Consider the following 22,075-nt stretch of genomic DNA (forward strand, 5'->3'; position numbering starts at 1 on the left):
ATACAGCCATATGCTGGAGCATGTTATCGTTCAACAACTTCGCAGGATTGTAGGCATGCAAAACTTTCGGGATGATCGCGAAGCGTTAATTGCTCATTCCTACGATGGAACGCCTATGCTCCAAAGTCTGCCGGACGGCGTTATTTACCCGGAAAGCACGCAACAGGTGTCAGATATTATGAAGGTGCTAGCCGCGCATCGTATACCGGTCGTATCCCGCGGTTCTGGTTCCAACCTGAGCGGCGGAACAGTTCCTGTCCACGGCGGTATCGTGATGGTCATGCACCGAATGAATCAAATCATTGAGGTTGATCTGGAAAATTTGACGGCCACCGTTCAACCGGGAATCATTACGGCAGAGTTCATTTCGCATATCGAATCGCTAGGATTATTTTATCCTCCGGATCCAAGCAGTATGAGAATCTCAACGATTGGCGGAAATATTGCGGAGTGTTCGGGTGGGCTTCGCGGTTTGAAATATGGTACAACGAAGGACTATGTTATCGGGCTTGAGGCGGTGCTTGCGAACGGGGACATCATGCGGACCGGCGGGAAGCTGATGAAGGATGTTGCCGGTTATGATTTGACGAAGCTGCTGGTCGGGTCGGAAGGGACGCTTGCGATTATAACAGAGGCAACCTTAAAGCTCGTGCCGCCGCCAAAGACGAAGAAGACGATGCTTGCCATGTATAAGGATCTCTATGGAGCGGCCAGAACCGTTTCTCGTATTATTGAATCGAAAATAATTCCGGCAACGCTGGAGTTTATGGATAATCCAACGATTCAGGTCGTCGACGATTTTGCCAAACTAGGTCTTCCCAGAGATATGGAGGCTATTCTGCTCATTGAGCAGGATGGCAATCCGGAAGCGGTAGAATACGATATGGAGCGAATACAAGAGATATGCAAATTAGAGAATGCGGATCGGGTAGAGGTTGCGGAGAGCCGCGAGGAAGCGGAAAAGCTGCTGACGGCACGGCGCAGTGCGTTCACTGCGCTTGCAAGGCTGCGCCCGACAACCATACTCGAGGATGCAACGGTACCTCGATCTAAAATTGCGGAGATGGTGTTGCGAATCAATGAAATTGCTAAAAAGCACAATGTGATGATCGCAACCTTTGGTCATGCGGGAGATGGGAATTTACATCCGACAGCTACGACAGATGCAAGAGATCATGATGAAGTGCATCGCGTGGAGCAGGCTTTCGAAGAGATATTTGAAGCGGCGATCGAATTGGGAGGAACCATTACCGGAGAGCATGGCGTTGGCTTAGTAAAGGCCCCTTTCCTGGAGTGGAAGATCGGTAAGTCCGGAATAGAAATGATGCGAGGGATCAAGCATGCTTTCGATCCGCATAACCTGCTTAATCCGGGTAAAATTTTCGCCAAAGAGACAAGAAAAAGAGTGGTGATATCTCGTGGGTGATCCGAGTCCAACGACAATTCCCAAAAAACCAAATGTAAGGCTCAGCGATCCTATGGCCCAGGCAATTCATTTGAAGCTGGACTATGATCAACTGACGAATTGCATGCGATGCGGATTTTGTTTGCCGGCTTGCCCGACTTTTCGGGAAACCGGATTGGAGCAGGAATCTCCTCGCGGTCGAATCGCTCTTATGAAAGCGGTTGCGGACGGTATAATGGAAGCAGATCAACCGTTTCAAGACCAAATGAGCCATTGTCTGGGCTGTAGAGCTTGTGAACCGGCGTGTCCCGCCGATGTCCAATATGGACAGTTAATCGAGCAGGCTCGAGATGCAATTGAGGACCATGCAGAACATAGCATTCCTGTTAACGGTCTGCGTAAAGTGATGCTTCAGGGGATGTTGCCTCACCAGGGACGGATGAAGTGGCTTGGACGTTCTCTCGCAGTTTATCAGAAATCAGGTCTGCGTAAGTTGGCAAGAGGCACGGGCATCATGCATCTATTCCCGAAGCATCTTCGTGAAATGGAGCAAATCCTTCCGAATGCAACGGGGAAGGGCGTGGTAGAGAGGATTGGCACGGTCTATCCGGCTAAAGGAAAAACGATTGCCCGCGTTGCTTTGTTCAGGGGTTGTATCATGGATGTGCTGTTCGCAGAAACCAATGTGAATACCGTAAAGTTGCTGTCGGAAGCGGGATTTGAAGTCGTCATACCGAATGAGCAGGTATGCTGCGGTGCGCTTCACGCGCATAGCGGCGAGCTGGATTTGGCTAAAGCATTAGCTCGTACGAATCTTGCCGTCTTTAAGGAAGCGGGAGTAGACTATATCGTGTCTAACGCAGGAGGGTGCGGAGCTTTGCTGGTGGAGTATGACCACCTACTGCATGATGACTCCGAAAATCATGCTCTTGCGAAATGGTTTGCTTCCAAGGTGATCGATGTTAGCAAGCTGCTCATCGATCATGGCAGACTCCCGGCATTTGCAGAATCGAGCGCGTGTGCCGACGGTCCCATTATGATTACTTATCAGGACTCCTGTCATTTGCGCAATGTCATGAAGAGCGCAAGCGCACCAAGGCAACTGATGAGGCAAGTTGCCAATGTCCATTTCGTCGAGATGAAGGAAGCGGATCGATGCTGCGGCTCTGCAGGCATTTATAACGTTACACAGCCCGAGATGGCAGGCGAAATACTAGAGCATAAGATGGCGCATGCGAACCGGACAGAAGCACGCTACCTCCTCAGCAGCAATCCGGGATGTATTCTCCAGATGAAGCTGGGGGTAGAGAAGCATGGTGACAGCAGCCGGATGGAAGTCAAACATATCGTCGATTTCCTTTACGAGAGAATGGTTGAAGAGAAAGAGACAGTCCATGGCATCTTTTCAAGCTGACAGTCCAACTGGATTAGAAATAGAACTTACATCGTTAACAATGAGCTCCGTCCCCTCAGGACGGAGTTTTTCGATTCGCTTAACTAAATGAGCCTTGCGAAGAGGAACGTATGGGTTTAGCTACGCAGCTGCTGCAGAATCCGACTGCATACTGGACGCTGCCGATAAACACCCAACCGGTCGTCATAATAAGGTCCCTTTGCCGACGACAATGGACGATTTTGCACTGCATGCAAAAGAAAGAATCGGTATTGATTAACAATCTTGTAACCACCTTGTTGAATTTATTTACAGAACTATAACATAATCTGGTTAAGTTGGGATGGGGTTAGATTTAGGAGTGTGGTGGTGAAAATCAAGATGTTTACCGAGTCTCGGATGGTTCAGTATTAATGGTAGGAAAGTGTACTGTCGGTAGCAAGAACATAGTCAGTATGCTGAGAAGGCAGCCAGCTGGTCTGGAAATGGTTGAGCTGCTGGGCAGGTTAGTTAATTGAAGGGTGAGCTAAAGGGTAATTTCGTTCCAATATATGGTACAATTAATCGAGTGATTAGCTTTGATTGAGCTTAGTAAATGGAGAGGGAGGAAATAGATGCGAAAAGGATTAATCATTCTTCTTATTCTTTCAATTGGAATAAATGGATTCTTATTTGTGAATGGGAAGTCGAAGCAAAAAGAACTTGAAAATGCAATTATTATGAACGAGTTTGAAAATAGGGAAAAAGAACTGAGAATTTTAAAATCATTTATTGATGAAATAGCAAACAATAGCGATGGTTACCCCTACTATAATGATGAGCAGTCTGATTTATATTGGATACTTGAACAACCCTATATATCCGTAATGCCAAATGTGACTGGCCACATAAAAAGCGTAGAATGGGATTTGTTTTTAACCTATTCGGATTTTCTAGTCGAATTTGATTCAGCATGTAAAAGAATCGTAGAAAGTCTTAAAACCAAACTGCCGCTTATGAGCAAAGAACAGCTAGTAACGCTTTCTAATCGCTTAGATACGATTTATGTCTCGTTTACGCATAGTCTAGAAGGATGGGGAGTCAGCTCCTTAACAATCCGCACCAGTGTCAACAAGTTGGATGTTCAATTCGAACCACAAATAGAACTGCTGGACGAGGTATTACAAGAGCTGGAGGCGGTATTCGAAGAACTCGAAAGTCTTAATTAGTCATTGCAATTAGAAAGGAGCAAGACATGGCCAATATTGAGCACTTGCAAACCGTTCATGTTCCAGCGTCGAAGGTGTATGAAGCTTTAACCACCGCTGTTGGGCTGTCAGAAATATGGACCAATGAACTCGTTATTCATGATCAGATTGGTCTTATTAATGAATTTAGATTCGGCAGCAATGACATAACGAAGATGAGAGTCGAGGAATTAATCACAAACCAAAAAGTCGTTTGGCAGTGTATAGATTCAGATCCAGAATGGATTGGCACGATTATTTCCTTTGATATTCAAGAGAAGAACGGGAAGACTTTTGTTACGTTGCGCCATAAGAACTGGAAAGAAGTAACGCCATTTTATCGTTCTTGTAACTATAACTGGGCAATGTTCCTGTATAGTCTCAAATGCTACTGTGAAGATGGCGAGGGTCTCCCTTATCATAAACGTAAGTTTTAATGGCAGATCGTGTATATCCGCAATTGCCCAACAATTTTTTATTCAAAAAAATCAGATTTCCGCTTGAACTTTACGTAACGTAATGATTTATTATGAACGAAACAGCAGGATGATACGCGGGCCAACGGCCAAAAAAATCGAACAAAATAAATTCGAAATCGGAGGAGAACCGAACATGAGAAAACTCGTTCTATTTCTGCACGCATCGCTTGACGGATTTGTAGAAGGGCCGAATGGTGAAATGGACATTGGCTGGGTTTCCTACGATGCTGATTTGGAGAAACACGCGAAAGAAATTCTGAGTACTGTCGACACTGTCATTTGGGGACGTGGGACTTATCAGATGATGCACGGTTACTGGCCATCTGTGCCTTCGAACCCATCCGCTTCGCAGCATGAACTAAATCATGCCGAGTGGATCGAAAAGACGGCCAAAATCGTTTTTTCCACGACGCTGGACAAAGTCGAATGGAATAATTCCAGACTCGCGAAAGAAGATGTCGAGGAAGAGATCAATAACCTTAAACAGCAGCCAGGCAAGGATATGGTCATCCTCGGCAGTCCTAGGCTCGCACACCACCTTATGCAGCTTGATTTAATTGATGAGTACAAAATTACGATTTCTCCGGTCCTGATCGGTAAGGGATTGCCGTTGTTCCAAGGTCTCAAGGAGAAGATCAATCTTAAGCTAATCGAAAATAAGACCTTTGATTCTGGAGCGATAGGTATCGTTTACCAGACGGTAAGATGACCTTGTCACTTAAAGTGATAACCCTAACGGGAGACGATAGCTGAATATCAACACCTCGGCAGCCGGCTAAATACGATCGGCTACTATTTTGTTGAGCTAAAAGCGAGGATTTTATGTTCGCAAAAAAGAAGTTATCCGAAACATACGCAATGATTATTTTTTGATGGGGTGATTAAATTGAAGCAAGGATTAATAGTTTTTCTAAATGGAACTTCAAGCTCCGGAAAGACATCCATATCGACAGAACTATTAAATCAAAACGAAATCTCATTTCGTCATTTATCAATCGATGATTTTTTTCATGGATTGTTTCATGACTACATTGATTTTATTAACACGAAGTGTTCAAAATCAGCCGATGGAGAAGATGTGGAAGTTTCGGTCCAAATAATTCTTGATTCATTAGTTACTTTATTTTATTCAACGGTTAAATTTATGTCGGCAAAGGGGATCAATGTAATTGTAGATACAGTAAATGATACTGACGAGAGGTTTAATACATGTCTAAGTTTATTAATCGATCAACCTGTACTATTTGTTGGAGTAACATGCTCCAAAGAGGAGCTTATTAGTAGAGAAGAACTAAGGGGAGATAGAGAAGGTGGATTAGCAATCTCGCAATATGATAAAGTTTATTGCTTTAATGAGTATGACATTGAACTAAATACTGAAACCTTGAGACCAAACGAATGCGCCGATTTGATACTAAATTTTATTAGATCAAATCGTGAATTTTCTGCTTTTAAGAAGTTAGATAAAAGATGTGTTGGTGTTTCGTAGAGGTCGTATCGGCAGATCAGTTGATTCGTTCATATTCGGATTCTTTCTGTAATACACTGAACTGGGTGATGAATATGGGTGAAAATGAACATATAAGAATTCTTGCTCCAATGAGCGAAATCGATAGGGAATGGTTGAAAGAACAGTGGGTTCAGTGGGGCGACGAAACCATGATAACCAAAGGAAAGCAGCATCATATTCAGGGCATGGATGCATTCATCGCCTGGGACGATGATGTACAAGTCGGGGAAGCTGCATATCGACTAGATATATATGATTGCGAGTTAATGAGTATGAATGCGACTGTACAAGGCATAGGTGTCGGGAGTAAATTGCTTTCTACAGTGGAACAGATGGTAAAGCAATCGGGAAGAAATCGCATTTGGCTTATAACATCAAATGATAATGTGGATGCGTTAAGATTTTTTCAACGCTGCGGGTATCGAATAACAGCCGTATATCCAGGTTCAATTGATGAGGCTAGGAAGATGCTGAAGCCGACAATCCCCAAAGTGGGTTATTACGATATTCCTATTCGTGACGAAATTGAACTCGAAAAAATACTATGATTCTATGCCGTATACGTAACAAAAGAGGTCGACCAGCGAGATGGTCGACCTCTTTTGATTTTATTGTGCGGTTATAATCTGCTGACCTTCAGCCGTGATGGCGACCGTATGCTCGTATTGGGTAGCGAGCTTGCGGTCCAGCCGTCTGTATCGATTGTCATGTTATAGGTGCCTTCGGTGATCATGGGCTCGATCGTGAACACCATACCTTCCTTGATGCGGAGGCCTTTGCCGGGCTTGCCGAAATGCATATAGTTCGGTTCCTCGTGCAGGCCCCGGCCAATGCCATGCGCGAGAAGATCGCGCACGACACCGAAGCCGTTCGATTCTGCATGGCGTTGAATCGCGTTCGTCACGTCTCCTAGGCGATTGCCATGTTGGGCCTGCTCGATGCCGAGATCAAGACATTCCTTCGTGACGCGTATCAGCTTCTCGGCCGCCGGCGTGATCTTCCCGACCGCATAGCTCCAGGCCGAATCGCCGAGCCAACCGTCGAGCTCTGCGACTGTGTCCGGTTGGATGAGCGGGGCGATCTTGCGATGGCATTCGGCAAATATTTGGCATGCCTTGCGAATAGCTTCGATTTCATGTTTGCTTTTTAAGATAACCATGTTCGTATCAGAACTCCTTTGTAATAATCACTTGCATCGCAAGCTTGGCGATTCGATCGATGTCCAGCTCAGAAGTGCCCGCATAGTAGCGCAGCCCGCAACAGCCGACCAGCACGGCAAGCATATGGTCGACGCTGTCGTCTTCGCGCTGGGCGATCGATTGGAGCGGAACATACAATCGTTCCATGAATCGTCTCTTGGTGAGGTGCTGATCCTTCTCGGGTAAGCCTGCATAATGTTCAGCGGCCATTTTATAGACGAGATATGCGCGGGCGTCCGACTGCCACAGCCGAGAAGTGCCTTGTTATACGTCAACAGCTGCCTGTCATCCGGACTTACGTCGTAGTCGTTCGTCCATTCTGCCAGGGCTTGCTCGGCTCGATCGAAGCCGCTGTCCAGCACATCTTCAATTAATAAATAGCGGTTGAGGTAATGATGGTATACCGTGCCGTAACCGAGCTCGGCCTCGCGGGCGACGTCGTGAATATCAAAGCTGCCGCCCGCTGGAAGTAGGCGTGAGCGGCGGCGTCCAGAATCTGTTCTCTGCGCTGTATGCAGATGAGCTCATTTTGTTCTTTGGTGAGGGGATATGCAAATATCGGTTCTGCTCCTTTATTTTCATTGAAGTATAGGGTAAGAGAACGCAGCACGATACGGCAACCCGGTACTAGAAAATGATGGTACTATTCCTAAATTATCGCTGTGTTACACTTTGAATGAGGTGATTATGATTAAAAAACTATTTTTAGTTGTAACAATAATGATATTAGGCATTATTCTTCTTGAAGGTTTGAGAGTCATTTTTAATCCATTAATTCGATCAGAAGATTCCATAAGAGAAAAGCTGTTGACTCAAATTCCATTGGGGACCCCTATGGACGAAGCAATCCATTTTGCAAAGAATAAGAAAGGCTGGTCAGATATCAAAATAAGTTATACATATGGTTATCCAGGTAATTATAGTTGGGAAACCGTAGGTGAAAAACACATTTCGGTTTATGCTGGAGAATATCGTAGTATATTGAATCTATATCTTTTTGAAGTAGATGTAGAAATCTATTTTGGTTTTAACGAAAACTCCGAGTTAATCGATATTCGAGTGAGGACAACGATAAATTCAATTTAAGTAATCACGTGCATGAGCTGCATATTTTAACTTTTAGACTGAGGCCTCTTTTAGTTTTCGTTCAAATACGTTGTTCATAATCAGCCCGATAACTACGAAAGATATCCCTACTATTTCCGGACTAGATACGTGATATCCTTGAAACATGGATATGGCAAGAGCGGTAATAGGTACAAAGTTAACAAACAATATTCCGTTAGCAGGTTTCAAAATAGAGATGCCTTTAAACCACGTAAACAAAGCGATAACTCCTCCGAAAACGACCAAAAATGCCAGATTCGAGATGACAGGAGTAACTTCGGAAAATCGAACAGCGGGAATCAGATCTGCTGTTGTAAGTAAACTACAGAGTACAAGAGATATAAGGGAGCCAAAAACACAAGTTATCGTAGCGTATCGAAAAGCAGACCATTCAGTAAAATCTTCACTGCCAATCGTATATAACCATAAAAGATAGGATCATACATGCAAGCGTAGTGTTTCTCGGCTTTTTTTTTATGGTAATCGACATGAAAAATATAACGAGAAAGGGCATTAGAGCCTCACCGATCGAGGCCAACAATGCACCTGATACACCTAGTTGTTTTTGTCCCCAAAAAAGACCAAAGCTATTGATCGTATAGCCGTAAGCTCCTAGTAAAAATTGAAAGCCCGAGCTCCTTCCTTGTAATACAATATACAACACATGATCACAGCTACTGCACCATATCGATAGGTTGACATCCAGAATGGATCCATATGATGCATGATCGTCTCCGCCGTATGAAATACAGCTCCCCAAGCCACTGATGCCTATATGGGAATGGTTGAGCAGAAGTTTATACATGAACTTGATAAAACTTGAAAATTTCGGAGAGCTTTACGTCTAAAGCAACAAAGCTTCAGGATTCTTCGTCAAAGTAGGAACTAGCTTACCTGGAGGTTATAAATGAAGAGACAATTAAAAAGCAAAGTTATTGTCATGCTCATTGTAATTACTTGTTGTATCCCTTTTCTATTATTTTGGTGGTTTTATACCATCGTTAATTCTCCTATGGTTCCGTATGAATGACTAACCGTCGATTAAGCAGATGTCGAACAATAGATGAACAAACCAAGGAGCAGATTGCCGCGGCAACTGCTCCTTCCCTTAGCGGTAGCGTCATGTTTATTGGTTTTGCTCCTGCTGCAATGCGCTCCATATTTCCCGATAATGCGGGCTGTGGATCAAGCCGATAATGTTGCCGAACGGATCCACCACCGACGCTGTGAACCAATTCACGCCGCGCTCGGTCAGCGGTTCGTACTCCGTTGCGCCAAGCTCTTGCAACTTCACAAGCATGGAGGCTACGTCGTCCACGTGCCAGTACAGGGTCGCGCCACCTGCTCCCGCCATATTAGCCGCCGGCGGCGCGTACTTCTTATCGATGATGCCGAGCTCATTCTGATAATCGCCGATTCGGTACTCGATATATGCAGGTGTTTCCGGATTCGGGGCTTGAAAATAGGGCTCCGTTCCGAGAAGATTCGTATACCATGTTCTCGCCTCATTCACGTCCTCTGCCCAGAAGCTAACGTTGGCCATTCCTCGTAAAGTCGTCTTGTTCGTCATTGTTCATTTCTCCTTTATTATGGTAAATTGGATGGTATATAACGATTGTAGGTGATGCAATGGGTACCGTATTACAAAAATCCGCAGCCGGCTATAAATCCCTCGGGCAAATGGATCCCGCCGGGTTCAAGCATCACATCGCGTTCGAAACATATCAGCCGCCAGCTGGATTAACGCCGTTCGTCCTTCATTTCTGGACGATTCGTTGGCACAACACGACAGGTCAGCCCTATATTTCCGAACAGGTTATGCACCGCCCTTATGTTGACGTATTCGTCTCCTTGCCGGAATCGGGAATCCAGTGCACGTATAGGGATAGGCGGGATTATGAAGCTGCTGACAGCGGACGCATCATCGGCGCGAGGTTGCATCCCGGTGCATTCCACGCGTTCCGAAACGGGTCGTTGGCGGGACTTCACAATGGGACGATCGCTTTGCAGGACATTTTCGCAGATGCTGATCAAGCTTTCGTCGAACGCACGCTTGCCTTGGACGATGCCGCCGCCGTCGGCGCGTTGGCCGATCTTTTGCAAGCCAGAAACCCTCAAGAAGATCCTCAAATCGCGATCGTCGGCCGTATTATCGAGGCTATCGAAAAGGAAGACATGCAGACCGTGAAGGAAGTGGCGCAATGGACCGGCATGAGCGATAGGTGGCTCCAGCAGCTATTCCAGGATTATGTCGGCATTGGGATCAAGTGGCAGCTCCAAAGGAACAAACTGTTGCAAGCGGCTTCGTCCATACGCATAAACGATGCCCCTGATTGGGCAGATATCGCTTACGAACTTGGTTACAGCAGTCAGCAGCACTTCATCTCCGACTTCAAGCGCGTTCTAGGCAAGACGCCGACGCAATACAAAAGGGATCTTCGCGACTCTTATTCCCACATAAGCGATCAAGTTCAATGAACCTCTTCTAGCTTAGCGATTACTTTCTGCAGCCGAGACGATCGGGCGGTAGATGTCGTTGCTTTCAGAATAGGCAGGAACATGGCGTATTGGGCGCTCTTGTCGAGCTGGTGAAATGCCTGTTTCGCTTGCGTATGCATTTCTAGCGCGACCGCGAGATCCGGCGGAATCGTGGCCGTCCTTTGAGATTCGTATGCGGCGTCCCATCTACCGTCCGCCTGCGCGAGGCGAATCTCCGCATAACCTGGCTCCTTCATTTGTCCGGTCTCGATCAACTGCTCCGCCTTCTTCACGTTGACTAAAGACCAAGGACTCTTCGCGCGCCGAGGAGAATACCGTTGCAAATAATATCGTTCGTCGAATGACCGCCGATGACTGTCGATCCAACCGTAACAGAGCGCGCAATCGAGCGCCTCCTGAATGGTGATTGACGTGATTCCTGTACCTTTTTTGGCGATCCGAATCCAGGCTTCGTCTTGCCGGTTGCTATGCTCAGCGAGCCATGACTCCCACTCCTTGGTGTTGGTAAAATCGATAAAATCCACTGCATCAGATTTAGTCATCTGTCGTATTCCCCTTTCCAATTTCGATTCGTTATTCATCTGTCTGTCCTCAATATACCAACAAATTTATTCGGCGTATTACAAAAAACCGCAGCGAAAAAACGGAATAAGGGGTGTTCGAATGGTTGAATGGGTACAACAAGCAGATGGAATTTGGCAATACATCGCATTGTTTTTAATATCAATATTGCCATTTCTTGATGTGTTTTATATCATTCCCGTAGGCATTGCGTTGGAGATGTCGCCTGTAGCCGTTGGGATTATTTCTTTTTCGGGAAATTTTATTATGGTATTGGTGTTTACATTGTTTTTCGGACAAATTTCTAGATGGCGTAGCAGACGGAGAGAAAAAAAGGGGATAACTAAGCCTTCCAAAAAAGAAACTAGAGCTAGGCACATTTGGGAGAAATACGGTCTTCCGGTGTTTGCTTTGCTTTCGCCCGCGATACTGGGAACAGATTTAGCTGCTTTAACAGCACTATTGCTTGGTTCTTCTAAAGTTAGCGTAGTCACTTGGATGGGGATCAGTTTAGTCGTTTGGTCGATTGTTATGACTGTTGGCTCCGTATATGGACTCCAATACATAAAATGGATCTGATGATAATACGCTCTTTAATCGATTTTGATTATACTTGCCGGCTGCGGCGAAGTCGGGAATACTGTGTCATCCGAGGCGTGGTAGAGCGAATGGCTGGATCTGTACGGCGAATAACAAAATGGAAATAGAGGTAAATCCATTGGCCGTGTTTTTAATAGTTGGCCTAATTTTAACGGTAATTTCTGTTCTTGGTTTACGAAGAAAGATTTTTCGTTAATAATCACTGTTAAGCTATTTAGAAGACATTAGTTTAAGGTAAAAGCGTAATAAGAAGGTGCTGCAGACATGAATAAAAAGGAATTTCTCAAGGAACTCGATGAGATTATTGAGGATATCATGTTCATTGGAAACGACATCGATGACTTAGAAAAAGAAATCTCACAAAACACATGGTCAATTTCCATGAGCCAACAGTTAGCCAATGAGTTTGCATATGGAGAGATAAGAACCTTTATAGGAAATGTAATTACGAATAGAGTTGAACAGATGACAAAAGCAGACTGCAATCATGGAATGCTTTTTTATGTATGGTTTGATTGGCACTCAGGAAGGTTACGCTTTAATCTTATTTCAGACATCCATACAAGATTACCTTTTAAATGTAAAATTGAAATAGTAGAAAATATGGATTCGATAATAAATGAGTTTCTAGAATATCCCTATCATGATGGAATTCCATTTGAGGAAGTAAACGAAGAAGTCGAGGAAAATGTAGAGGATTTAGAAGAGAATTCACTTCATGTCTTTTTGTATGAAATGAAAATTACCTGATAATCAGAGGTGTAAATTGATGTGAGATTTTTCAAGAAACAGAAATACGATGAACTATCGGTTGAAGTGGTTTGGTGCTCGAAGCAATCCTCAAATAAGAAGCACATTAAACATTCGATTCGTTGCTGAGGAACTTATTGATAAACTGCAGTGTAGCGATAAGCAGAGGGATCGAGATCGTAGTATGCAGCTTCTCGAACAACAAGAAAAGGCAGACTCCTGTCTGCCCCTCTCGTAAGCTATTAGTAAGACGCCCCTTACGGCTGGAATAAACGAACGGCATCCTCCAGTAGGCCATCCGCGGAAAAGACGGTATACGACCACCACTTGTCGTACGGCACTTCATACACTTTGTTGTTTTTGACGGCCTTAAGGTTCTTCCACAGTCCTGATTCCTGCATCTTCTTATAGTTGTCGTCCGCACCCGCATCGACGTCCGATACCATGACCACCAGACGATCCGCATCGTATTCCGGCAGCACTTCCAAGGACAGATGATCCGTGAACACCAACTCGCCCTTGTTCTCGTCGATTAAGGATTGAATGTTAGGCGTTGGCTTCATTCCGAGCAAGCTATAGAGCACATGACCTACATTGCGATTGCCGACGACTTGGAAGGAGTCTTTGGATATCCAGAGAATCGCCGTCGTCTCATCGGCTCCGACAAGCTGAGATGCCTTCTCCTTCGCCGCGCTCGCCCGCTCTTTATGCTGCTCGATCCACGCCGCGGCCTCATCGGCTTTGCCGACAATCGCCGCCACCTGAGTAAGCTGGCCATAGATGTCCTGGCCTGCCCATTGGAAGGTTGCCGTAGGCGCGATCTTCGCAAGGTTGCCGTATACTTCGCTGTCTATGTAGTCGGAAGCGATAATGAGATCCGGCTCTAGGGAGATAATCGCTTCGTAATCCGGCGGATAGTCGCCTACGATCGTGATGGGATTCTCATAATGGCTTAAGTAGTAATCCGGCTCGACTTCGTACTTCGGAGCTCCGACTGGATGAACGCCTACCGCCAATAGCGGCGATGTGGCTCCGATAGAATAGATCCTTTGCGGATTAACGGGGATATCGCGCGTGCCGAATTTATCGGTATAAGACTTAACGCTTGCCTCGCTCTCTTGCGCGGTTGCGCTCGCGGTTGGCGCGGCCGAAGCGGAAGGCGAAGAATCGGCGTTTGTTGCTTGTGAAGAATTGCCCGTTTCGCCTGAATTACCGCATCCGCCTAGCAGGACCGTAAATGCAACGAACAAGACGGCAGCTATGCGGGGTTTGGAACGTCTGAACATCTGAATGACTCCCTCTCGATTATAGTTCAATTGATTATGATAACTATTCTCATTATAGCATTCGGGAGATAAGCAGAGAACGACTTCATCGGAACTGTTCGGTGACGATTTCGGAACCCTATCGCCTTTTTCCTTGCAGTTGCGCCTGTATGACAAGGGCGTCACGCCCAGCTCGTTCTTGAACACCCGGCTTAATGCACGCGCGTCCGAGTAGCTAGTGCTTTCGGCTATTTCATGTAAGGTCAGATCCGTCAGGGTCAGCAGTCGCATGGCAGTTTCCAGCCGAATTCGGGTTAATACGCGTACGGGACTCTCTTGAAGCTTGCTGTTAAACAGCTTATTTAAATATCGGGTACTGCAATTTACCGCTTTTGCGACCGATTCTACGGTAATCGGTTTGCCGTAATGATCATTCATATAGCGTAAGGCTTGATCGAGCAGGCTCGGCCTCAACGGAACGATAATCTGACGCTGCATCTGCCAATGCAACTGGTAAACGAAGTGATAGAACAACGACTTGGCATGCAACCGTTCGATCTCGGCGAATGCCTGCCAAGCTCTAAACATCTTCTGCGCCGATTCCCTCAAATCCGCAGGATACAAGGGAGTAAAGGCGTAGGCTTGCAAGGACGGATCGCCGTTAGGCAAGGTTTCACGACGCTCCGGCGGGGCTGCGGCACGATACAAAATGATGATAAACTCCAGCGGCACCGGCGCCTCGATGCATAGACGCATTCCTTTGCAGCCATGCAGCAAATCGTTGCCGCTTACCCTGTAAGCCCGATCATCGAGCCAAACCAAGGCGCTTCCTTGCGTAAAATAAATATAGCTGCCCGCAGGCAACCGATACTCGTATCTGCCTGCGTCCGCCTCGATTCGTATTCGGCGTATATCGTGTATTTTCACGTTCGCTTGGTTCCAGAACATCACATCGTCGTGAAGACTCATAAGTAAGCTCCTTAAATTTTTGAATTCCACTTGCATATGACTAGTTTCGACATCAGTCGTTAGAAATCCTATATGTATTTGGGGAAGTGTCAAAAGGTAACTGTGAAATTACATTTACATTTGTCGGACGACACCAACTTTTATACAAAGCCGTATTAGGATAAGAACTCCTAGACAGACCTCTTTTTCATTAAACTATGGGGTAGTTTTACATAATTGTTACAGTCTTAATCGATCTGGTAAAATGAGGAGTTGAGATCAAGGGGGAGTTTATGATTAAACCATTTTTCCGCTCACTGATTGTAGGACTACTGTTTGTATTTGTTTATTATGCAATTCAGATTATTCAAGGAATATATCTTACAATAAACTATGTTCCAGACATTGTAGATAAGTATGAGTCGGTTGATTATCTACAACATAAAGTCGCATTTGGACATATATCTAGCCCAATGTGGAGAACGATTGAAATCACTGCTCTGATTCTACTTGGAATAGTTTTTTACTATACGGGGAAGATGTTGAGAAGTACCATCCTTAAAAGACGTAAGTAATTACGCTAACAGAGAACATTAGTTGAACAAATATAGGCAGCTGACCTACTCGATCGGCTGTTTTTATTCCTTTTTGGTGGATTGAGAAATATTAAGGATCCGCTTCAGCTCAAGAAAAGCAAATGTTGAAGGAAGAGAGGGTGGGATAATGCACTATATGGCAGATAGCAAAGAAGAACGAAAGAGAACCTACCGTGCGGTGGCTATAGTCTTTTGCATCATAACCATCCCGCTTGCCATTTTGTATTTTGGATATTTCCAGGTTGTTCACGCAGAAAAAGTTATTCTCGCACAAAACTCCCCGAACAAAAAAAATCAAGTTGAGATTAGGGTCCGAGGGCAGAATGCTTTCTTTTCGAATGCACCAATAAGAATACATTACGGGAAAATTGGCCATCTACGAACATATATCGAAGAAAAAATTAATAATGATGGCAAGACTCTTGTGGCCCGAAATTTCGAGTTTACTTGGCTTGCAGAAGATGTCGTTACAATTATTCTTAAAGGTGAAGAGCAAAAAGATAAGAGAATAGAAATTGCTTTTCCCGATTGAAAAACTAATGAGTTCAATAATATCAAGGAGCAGATGCCGTGGCACCTGCTCCTTTTTTCATTAAGCTAAAGGGGAAATAGTGCAACTTTCCATTATTTGGTTTCGTTTAATAGATGAACAGTCAGGGCAACTGCTAAAGATCGAAAGGAGGACTTCGGATGAAAAAAGTGATTTTATTGGTGCCGCTGCTGCTGATAGCAGCATTGTTGTCATATTTCTATCTATCTTTCACCGATTCTCCGAATGTGGATACTGATTCCCCAACCACCGCCTCGCCGGATCAACAGCAAGAAACACCAGCTAGCTCGACCCGCGCACCTGGCACGACTGAACAAACCAACAGCTCAGCCTTCGATGCAAGCAAAGCGATATATCTTGGTGAAACCGACAACGGTGTCGTTTATGAAGCGTATGGCAAGCTTTTTTCTGTAGACACGCTTGGGGAAGCCGTTGAGATCGGAGATCCCGCTATCGAAAAAAGAGGAGCTGCCCTCTCTCCTTCTGGAAGCACCCTAATTTACCAGTTCTTTGATACGTCCAATATTGCAAGTCCTGTAAAACTGGCTTTGCTCCATTTGCGAGATGATAACAAGGAAAATGCGGTGATCGAGCTTGAAACCAGCAATAGAATGGAAGAGATCGGCCCGTACTTCTGGTCAGGCCAAAATGTTTTTGTGCAGGCAGCGCATGCAACCGAATCGCCGGAATTCCTCATATTTAATGGAATCACGGGAGCAATGGCCGGTTCCGGCGTGCTCTTTCAAACTCTATATGAAAACAATAAAATGACGAAACTGTTGAGGCTCGATCCCGTACACGAAGTGGATTCCAATAACGGTTTGGGGGCTGCAATTAGCGTTGCTGCATTAACGGAAGATGGTGTTTTGCACAAACTGCTTGAAGAGACGTTTTATGAAACGATGTTTGTAGATATTAAAATATCCGAGGATCTAACTGCAATTTCCGTATGGACCCATCTTGTCCCGGATAACTCTTCAACGCTTTGGGTATCGGCCCTAAATCACGTAAACTGGCAAACGCGTGAATGGAAAAAGTACGATACCGCTCCCGTAAAAGAAGGCTTTATCCGATTTGATACCGATCGCAGAAAAGTGTTGCTGAGCAACGGAGAGAAGGTCAAAATGCCTCAATTAGATCGAGTGGGGCATTAAATACGAGTTGTGAGTGGATATAGGTTAGATGGTTTGAGTGCTGCAAAGGCGAACACATTCGTACCAAATGATTCAGCAGTGTTAGATGCGGTGGAGTATAGTTGCGGAGGAGGTGCACCCCTATATATGAATGCAATAACGATAATTGAGGAAGGGAAAACCCATATAAAATCAGATATTAAATCTATTGAAGATTTTTATAATACTGAAGGGAATTATATTCATACAGAAATACGACATTCCTATGCAAACAAATCTAAGATGTTAATGACAGAAGAAGGGAATTCCCTTAAAGAAGAACTTCAGGAACCTTCCACAATCCTTATATCCCCTGATCACGCAAACAATTTTAAGTTGAAAAATATGACTCAAGAAGAACAAACGCAAGTTAAGGAGCATGTATTAGCTTATGTGGAAATGGTGAAAAAAATCGACCTTCGGAGGGGAAATGAATAAAATATTGTGCATTATAGCTTTGTTGCTGCTCAACATCAGTTTGCTAAGTTGCTCAACAGCTAACCAAGAACCGGTTTTTCAGGTGACGCCGTCGGAATTATTCACGGGAGACTCTTTGAAATTCAAGTCTTTTATCGAGAATGCCGGGGCCGTGAAAGTTCAATATAGAGGAGAGAAGGAATCGATTCGTCTACTGGCTGAGGTTTGGGTGAACGGTGAGCTTAAGGAGATTCATCCACAAATGGGCGGGTTTCTAACCAAGGAAACAAAAGACGGTTTAAGAGCGTGGAATGGCGAAGCAATTATTTCGATTGATAAATCAGAGAACGATGAGGGGTACAGCCAATATACAACGAAAAGCGTCTTTTATGAGGAGAGCGGACAAGTCAGTTATGGATATACGTTTAATGCGGATGAAGTTCACACCGCATTTGGCGATATCCCGTTGCATCAAGAGCAATCGGTCTCGCCCGAAGAGGGCGAGGTAGCAATCTGGGGTTTGCAAGCTACCAATCTGAAAACGCTGCACACGATGGATTTTTCGCCTGAGCAGCTAAAGCTGACTGATTGGGCGGTGATTTTCAAATTGGCGGCCACCGAAGCGGATGCGTTAGACGGAGAGCAATAGCATAGCTTTCATAGCTACCCCACTTATTTGAAGGAGCATAATGAAATATGAAAAAATGGTTCTATGCAATGGTACCGTTGTTGCTGTTATCTGCGTGCTCAGAAGCGCCAGCACTCATCTCGAATTCCCACACTCCTTTAGACGCTACAATCGTAAGTCCAGTCCCAGCCTCCCTTAATTTCGATTCCAATGCAATCCTTGTAACGGGACCGCTCACATTGTCTAGGAACGATCTATTTCAGCTTACAAACAAGCATGAATACTTGAGTGTAGTTCTTACTAAGGGAAAATATTTCGAAGACTGGACCCCTGGGCCTTTAATGGGTCGCAACTGGGTGGGTGAATTCCAACTTCAGCTTTCCAATGAAAGCGACGAGGTACAAAGTGCCGTCGATTTAAACGGTTATTTTAAGGATGAAATAGTTTTTAACTCGTTCTTTGACGTCGCTTTCGATGATTATAATGGGGATGGGAATATCGATTTTACGATTGGTCAATATTCATCGAGCAATGGCGGTATATATAAGCTCTTTAGTGTTGATGATTATGGAAACATCAATGAGTTGCCTATTGAAGGGCATCCAGAACTTTTCTTGAGCGGTACAGGGCGTTACTCCACCAAGTTGGCTAAATCTAAATTAGGCTTTTCAAGCACGTTTTATGACAACAGTATCGGAAAAGAAGTCACACAAGCCTTCCGCTGGAACGGTAAACAATTTGTCAGTGAAACGAAATTTGATCAACCGATAACGACCGCAGTATACGATGTTTCCAATCTGGAATTGCCACTGCCGAAGGGATGGCACTTGAGCGCCGATGACCGCTTTGGCGCATCCATTACCGACGAGAACGGGATCAGTATGGGGAGTGTAGTCACGTACCCGTATACTGACGATTTTGACTTTAGATCTTATAAGCCTAACCATAGTGTAATGACAAATGAAGAAGCAATCGATACGCCTATCGGAAGTGGTAAACTGTATACACTCGACGCTGACAACGGAACAGCCGCATCTGGCCTAACCGGTACACATGACGTCTATTTTGCCGCTATCCCGATACAAGACAGCATTATTTACGTACTTGAATTTACAAAGCATGATAAAGAAGTTGCATCCAAAAAGCAATTCATCGCTATACTGAACGGTTTGCGGCTAAAAAAGTGAAGGCGGTGCAGTCTTGAACTATATGATCATAGCTATTTCATTAATCGTTTCAACGATACTATCTATCCTTATAATGATGAACAGAAGCAGCAAATGGATTGGTATTATATTCGCATTCGTTATTAATGCAATGATACTGGGATCGGCGTATGGATTTCTATACAACTTGGATAAGGAATCGTTAATGTTTGGCATCGATTTTCAACGACGTTACATATTGATACTGTACATCCCAGCGGTAGCTTGGATTAACTTTATTATTCTGTCTCTAGTTAGCAGAAGGGAAATGAGAGATTCGGTAATAAGCTGAATGTTCATAAAATAGGTATTAAAAAAGATGATTCCTGTTCAAACCAGGAATCATCTTTTTGGCATTGTTTATCTCAATTAAATGATTATTTCAAGTCGAAACGGTCCGCATTCATGACTTTGACCCATGCAGCGATAAAGTCACGCACAAACTTCTCTTTGTTATCATCCTGAGCATAAACCTCGGCGATAGCGCGCAGAACGGAGTTTGAACCAAATGCTAAGTCAACTCTAGAAGCTGTACGTACGACTTCCCCTGTCTTACGATCACGTCCTTCGTATACGGTTCCGCTAATAGGCGTCCACGCAACGTTCATGTCGAGCAGGTTAACAAAGAAGTCGTTCGTGAGTGTGCCTGCACGATCCGTGAACACGCCATGTTGCGTGCCGCCGTAGTTCGTACCTAGAACACGCATGCCGCCTACCAGAACAGTCATTTCCGGTGCCGTAAGGTTCAGCAATTGCGCCTTGTCTATCAGGAGCTCTTCCGCACTTACACTGTAATACTTCTTCAGATAGTTGCGGAAGCCATCGGCGACAGGCTCCAGCACAGCGAAGCTTTCCACATCCGTTTGTTCTTGCGTGGCATCGCCGCGTCCGGAAACGAAAGGAACTGTGACATTAATGCCTGCCTCTTGTGCAGCTTTCTCAACTGCTGCACTGCCGCCTAGAACAATCAAGTCGGCCAAGCTTACTTTTTTGTCCAGATCTTCTTGAATGCCTTCTAGAATAGTAAGCACTTTGGTAAGCTGTTGCGGCTGATTGACTTGCCAATCCTTCTGCGGAGCAAGAGCGATGCGGGCACCATTGGCGCCGCCGCGCATATCAGAGCCGCGGAAGGTGCTGGCCGAAGCCCAGGCTGTCGTTACCAGCTCGCTTACTGTAAGTCCCGAGTCTAGAATCTTTGCTTTAAGTTCGTTTACTTCCGCATCTGTTAACGTATAATCAACAGCCGGTACAGCATCTTGCCAGATCAGAACTTCGTCTGGAACTTCAGGGCCTAAATATCTTGCAAGAGGACCCATGTCACGGTGTGTGAGCTTAAACCAAGCACGAGCGAACGCGTCCGCGAACTCTTCGGGATTCTCATGGTAACGACGGGAAATCTTCTCGTACGCCGGATCCACGCGCAATGCCATATCCGCAGTGGTCATCATCGTCGGCACTCGAACGGATGCATCCTCTGCATCTGGGGCAAGATGCTCTTCAGCCTGATCTATTGCAGCCCATATATGAGCGCCTGCCGGGCTCTTCGTGAGCTCCCACTCATACCCGAACAGAAGATCGAAGAATCCATTATCCCATTTAGTCGGATTAGCAGTCCAAGCACCTTCAACGCCGCTGGTGATTGTATCGCGTCCTTTACCTGAGCCGTGTGCGCTTAGCCAGCCCAAGCCTTGTGCTTCGATAGGAGCAGCCTCAGGGTCAGGACCGACAAGAGCAGCATCGCCTGCACCGTGCGCCTTGCCAAACGTATGGCCGCCGGCAACGAGCGCAACGGTTTCTTCATCGTTCATTCCCATACGTCCGAACGTTTCGCGAATGTCGCGAGCGCTTCCAAGCGGATCCGGATTACCGTTAGGACCTTCCGGATTGACATAGATAAGACCCATTTGAACGGCGGCAAGCGGATTCTCGAGCTCGCGATCACCCGTGTAACGCTTATCTCCCAGCCATTCCTTCTCATTACCCCAATAGATGTCTTCTTCCGGATGCCAAACGTCCGCGCGTCCTCCGCCAAAACCAAACGTTTTGCCGCCCATAGATTCAATCGCGACGTTGCCTGTCAGAATCATCAGGTCGGCCCAAGAAATTTTGTTGCCATACTTTTGCTTAATCGGCCACAGCAGTCTGCGTGCTTTATCAAGGTTGCCATTGTCCGGCCAACTATTCAGCGGAGCAAAACGTTGCGTACCGCTTCCAGCACCGCCGCGCCCGTCTCCTGTACGATATGTACCTGCAGAGTGCCAAGCCATACGAATAAAGAATGGGCCGTAATGTCCGAAGTCAGCCGGCCACCATTCTTGACTATTAGTCATTAGATCGACTAGATCTTGTTTAAGAGCATGGTAATCTAGCTTTTGGAACTCTTCCGCATAATCGAAGTCTTCTCCCAAAGGATTAGATTTTCTGTCATGCTGATGGAGAATATTCAGGTTTAACTGGTTAGGCCACCAATCTCGATTTGAAGTCCCGCTTGATTTGAAGCTAGTAGCGCCTCCGTGCATGACTGGGCACTTTCCTGCTTGAGAAGAAACTGTAGCGTCCACATAA

23 protein-coding genes and 1 pseudogene are annotated in these 22,075 nt (G+C 45.3%); 17 read left to right on the plus strand and 7 right to left on the minus strand.

Annotated elements, in window-relative coordinates; genetic code table 11:
- The first annotated feature begins 10 nt into the window (after window positions 1–10).
- The 7 genes from V8F51_RS05720 to V8F51_RS05750 all read left to right on the plus strand — a co-directional run bounded on the left by V8F51_RS05720 (window position 11) and on the right by V8F51_RS05750 (window position 6,561).
- Window positions 11–1,426 (plus strand): FAD-linked oxidase C-terminal domain-containing protein, encoded by a 1,416-nt coding sequence (locus V8F51_RS05720; RefSeq protein WP_337099132.1) that lies wholly within the window; start codon window positions 11–13, stop codon window positions 1,424–1,426.
- A 52-nt stretch (window positions 1,427–1,478) separates the two neighbouring features.
- Complete coding sequence (locus V8F51_RS05725; RefSeq protein ID WP_337099133.1) at window positions 1,479–2,819, plus strand: (Fe-S)-binding protein; 1,341 nt, start codon at window positions 1,479–1,481, stop codon at window positions 2,817–2,819.
- A 593-nt stretch (window positions 2,820–3,412) separates the two neighbouring features.
- The gene (locus V8F51_RS05730) at window positions 3,413–4,006 is read left to right on the plus strand and encodes a hypothetical protein (protein WP_337099134.1); all 594 of its coding nucleotides are present in this window, start codon (window positions 3,413–3,415) and stop codon (window positions 4,004–4,006) included.
- Window positions 4,007–4,032: 26 nt separating this feature from the next.
- Entirely contained in the window at window positions 4,033–4,461 is a 429-nt protein-coding gene (locus V8F51_RS05735) for an SRPBCC family protein (RefSeq protein WP_337099135.1), read from the plus strand.
- Between the two features lie 175 nt (window positions 4,462–4,636).
- Window positions 4,637–5,212 (plus strand): dihydrofolate reductase family protein, encoded by a 576-nt coding sequence (locus V8F51_RS05740; protein ID WP_337099136.1) that lies wholly within the window; start codon window positions 4,637–4,639, stop codon window positions 5,210–5,212.
- Between the two features lie 177 nt (window positions 5,213–5,389).
- Window positions 5,390–5,992: a chloramphenicol phosphotransferase CPT family protein gene (locus V8F51_RS05745; RefSeq protein WP_337099137.1), complete on the plus strand. Its 603-nt coding sequence runs from the start codon at window positions 5,390–5,392 to the stop codon at window positions 5,990–5,992.
- Window positions 5,993–6,066: 74 nt separating this feature from the next.
- Window positions 6,067–6,561, plus strand: coding sequence for a GNAT family N-acetyltransferase (locus V8F51_RS05750; protein ID WP_337099138.1), 495 nt, complete (start codon window positions 6,067–6,069; stop codon window positions 6,559–6,561).
- Between the two features lie 60 nt (window positions 6,562–6,621).
- Here the strand turns inward: V8F51_RS05750 and V8F51_RS05755 are convergent.
- A pseudogene (locus V8F51_RS05755) lies at window positions 6,622–7,172 on the minus strand (type I methionyl aminopeptidase).
- 7 nt (window positions 7,173–7,179) lie between these two features.
- On the minus strand, window positions 7,180–7,359 hold the full coding sequence (locus V8F51_RS05760; RefSeq protein WP_337099139.1) for a hypothetical protein: 180 nt from the start codon (window positions 7,357–7,359) through the stop codon (window positions 7,180–7,182).
- Window positions 7,360–7,899: 540 nt separating this feature from the next.
- Here V8F51_RS05760 and V8F51_RS05765 point away from each other — a divergent pair.
- Entirely contained in the window at window positions 7,900–8,298 is a 399-nt protein-coding gene (locus V8F51_RS05765) for a hypothetical protein (RefSeq protein WP_337099140.1), read from the plus strand.
- 33 nt (window positions 8,299–8,331) lie between these two features.
- Here the strand turns inward: V8F51_RS05765 and V8F51_RS31535 are convergent, their stop codons facing one another.
- Window positions 8,332–8,733 carry an EamA family transporter gene (locus V8F51_RS31535; RefSeq protein ID WP_442956406.1) on the minus strand — a complete coding sequence of 134 codons (402 nt, stop codon included), beginning with the start codon at window positions 8,731–8,733 and terminating at the stop codon, window positions 8,332–8,334.
- Between the two features lie 712 nt (window positions 8,734–9,445).
- A complete protein-coding gene (locus V8F51_RS05770; protein ID WP_337099141.1) occupies window positions 9,446–9,889 on the minus strand; it encodes a VOC family protein in 444 nt (147 codons plus the stop codon).
- 59 nt (window positions 9,890–9,948) lie between these two features.
- Between V8F51_RS05770 and V8F51_RS05775 the strand changes: the two genes are divergently transcribed.
- Window positions 9,949–10,797, plus strand: a complete 849-nt coding sequence (locus V8F51_RS05775) for a helix-turn-helix domain-containing protein (protein ID WP_337099142.1) — start codon at window positions 9,949–9,951, stop codon at window positions 10,795–10,797.
- Here the strand turns inward: V8F51_RS05775 and V8F51_RS05780 are convergent.
- Window positions 10,791–11,360: a YdeI/OmpD-associated family protein gene (locus tag V8F51_RS05780; protein WP_337099143.1), complete on the minus strand. Its 570-nt coding sequence runs from the start codon at window positions 11,358–11,360 to the stop codon at window positions 10,791–10,793. The genes V8F51_RS05775 and V8F51_RS05780 overlap by 7 nt on opposite strands.
- 121 nt (window positions 11,361–11,481) lie before the next feature.
- On the opposite strand from V8F51_RS05780, the gene V8F51_RS05785 reads away from it, so the two are divergent.
- Together V8F51_RS05785 and V8F51_RS05790 are read left to right on the plus strand one after the other, a co-directional pair.
- A complete protein-coding gene (locus V8F51_RS05785) occupies window positions 11,482–11,958 on the plus strand; it encodes a small multi-drug export protein (RefSeq protein ID WP_337099144.1) in 477 nt (158 codons plus the stop codon).
- A gap of 285 nt (window positions 11,959–12,243) precedes the next feature.
- Window positions 12,244–12,729 (plus strand): hypothetical protein, encoded by a 486-nt coding sequence (locus V8F51_RS05790; RefSeq protein WP_337099145.1) that lies wholly within the window; start codon window positions 12,244–12,246, stop codon window positions 12,727–12,729.
- Between the two features lie 257 nt (window positions 12,730–12,986).
- Here the strand turns inward: V8F51_RS05790 and V8F51_RS05795 are convergent, their stop codons facing one another.
- Complete coding sequence (locus V8F51_RS05795; RefSeq protein WP_337099146.1) at window positions 12,987–14,963, minus strand: ABC transporter substrate-binding protein; 1,977 nt, start codon at window positions 14,961–14,963, stop codon at window positions 12,987–12,989.
- A gap of 272 nt (window positions 14,964–15,235) precedes the next feature.
- Here V8F51_RS05795 and V8F51_RS31540 point away from each other — a divergent pair, with 272 nt between their 5' ends.
- From V8F51_RS31540 to V8F51_RS05825, 6 genes are all read left to right on the plus strand, one after another.
- Window positions 15,236–15,517: a hypothetical protein gene (locus V8F51_RS31540; protein WP_442956405.1), complete on the plus strand. Its 282-nt coding sequence runs from the start codon at window positions 15,236–15,238 to the stop codon at window positions 15,515–15,517.
- A 148-nt stretch (window positions 15,518–15,665) separates the two neighbouring features.
- A complete protein-coding gene (locus tag V8F51_RS05805; protein WP_337099147.1) occupies window positions 15,666–16,070 on the plus strand; it encodes a hypothetical protein in 405 nt (134 codons plus the stop codon).
- A gap of 158 nt (window positions 16,071–16,228) precedes the next feature.
- A complete protein-coding gene (locus V8F51_RS05810; protein WP_337099149.1) occupies window positions 16,229–17,242 on the plus strand; it encodes a hypothetical protein in 1,014 nt (337 codons plus the stop codon).
- A gap of 33 nt (window positions 17,243–17,275) precedes the next feature.
- Window positions 17,276–17,698: a hypothetical protein gene (locus V8F51_RS05815; RefSeq protein WP_337099151.1), complete on the plus strand. Its 423-nt coding sequence runs from the start codon at window positions 17,276–17,278 to the stop codon at window positions 17,696–17,698.
- On the plus strand, window positions 17,691–18,326 hold the full coding sequence (locus V8F51_RS05820) for a hypothetical protein (protein WP_337099153.1): 636 nt from the start codon (window positions 17,691–17,693) through the stop codon (window positions 18,324–18,326). Before V8F51_RS05815 ends, V8F51_RS05820 begins: the two co-directional genes overlap by 8 nt.
- Window positions 18,327–18,373: 47 nt before the next feature.
- A complete protein-coding gene (locus V8F51_RS05825; protein ID WP_337099154.1) occupies window positions 18,374–19,492 on the plus strand; it encodes a hypothetical protein in 1,119 nt (372 codons plus the stop codon).
- Between the two features lie 395 nt (window positions 19,493–19,887).
- Here V8F51_RS05825 and katG read toward each other — a convergent pair whose 3' ends face one another.
- Window positions 19,888–22,071, minus strand: coding sequence for a catalase/peroxidase HPI (katG, locus tag V8F51_RS05830; RefSeq protein ID WP_337099155.1), 2,184 nt, complete (start codon window positions 22,069–22,071; stop codon window positions 19,888–19,890).
- Window positions 22,072–22,075 lie beyond the last annotated feature (4 nt).

It is taken from the genome of Paenibacillus sp. YIM B09110 (genome assembly GCF_037167145.1).
In the GTDB taxonomy this organism is placed as follows: Bacteria; Bacillota; Bacilli; order Paenibacillales; family Paenibacillaceae; genus Pristimantibacillus.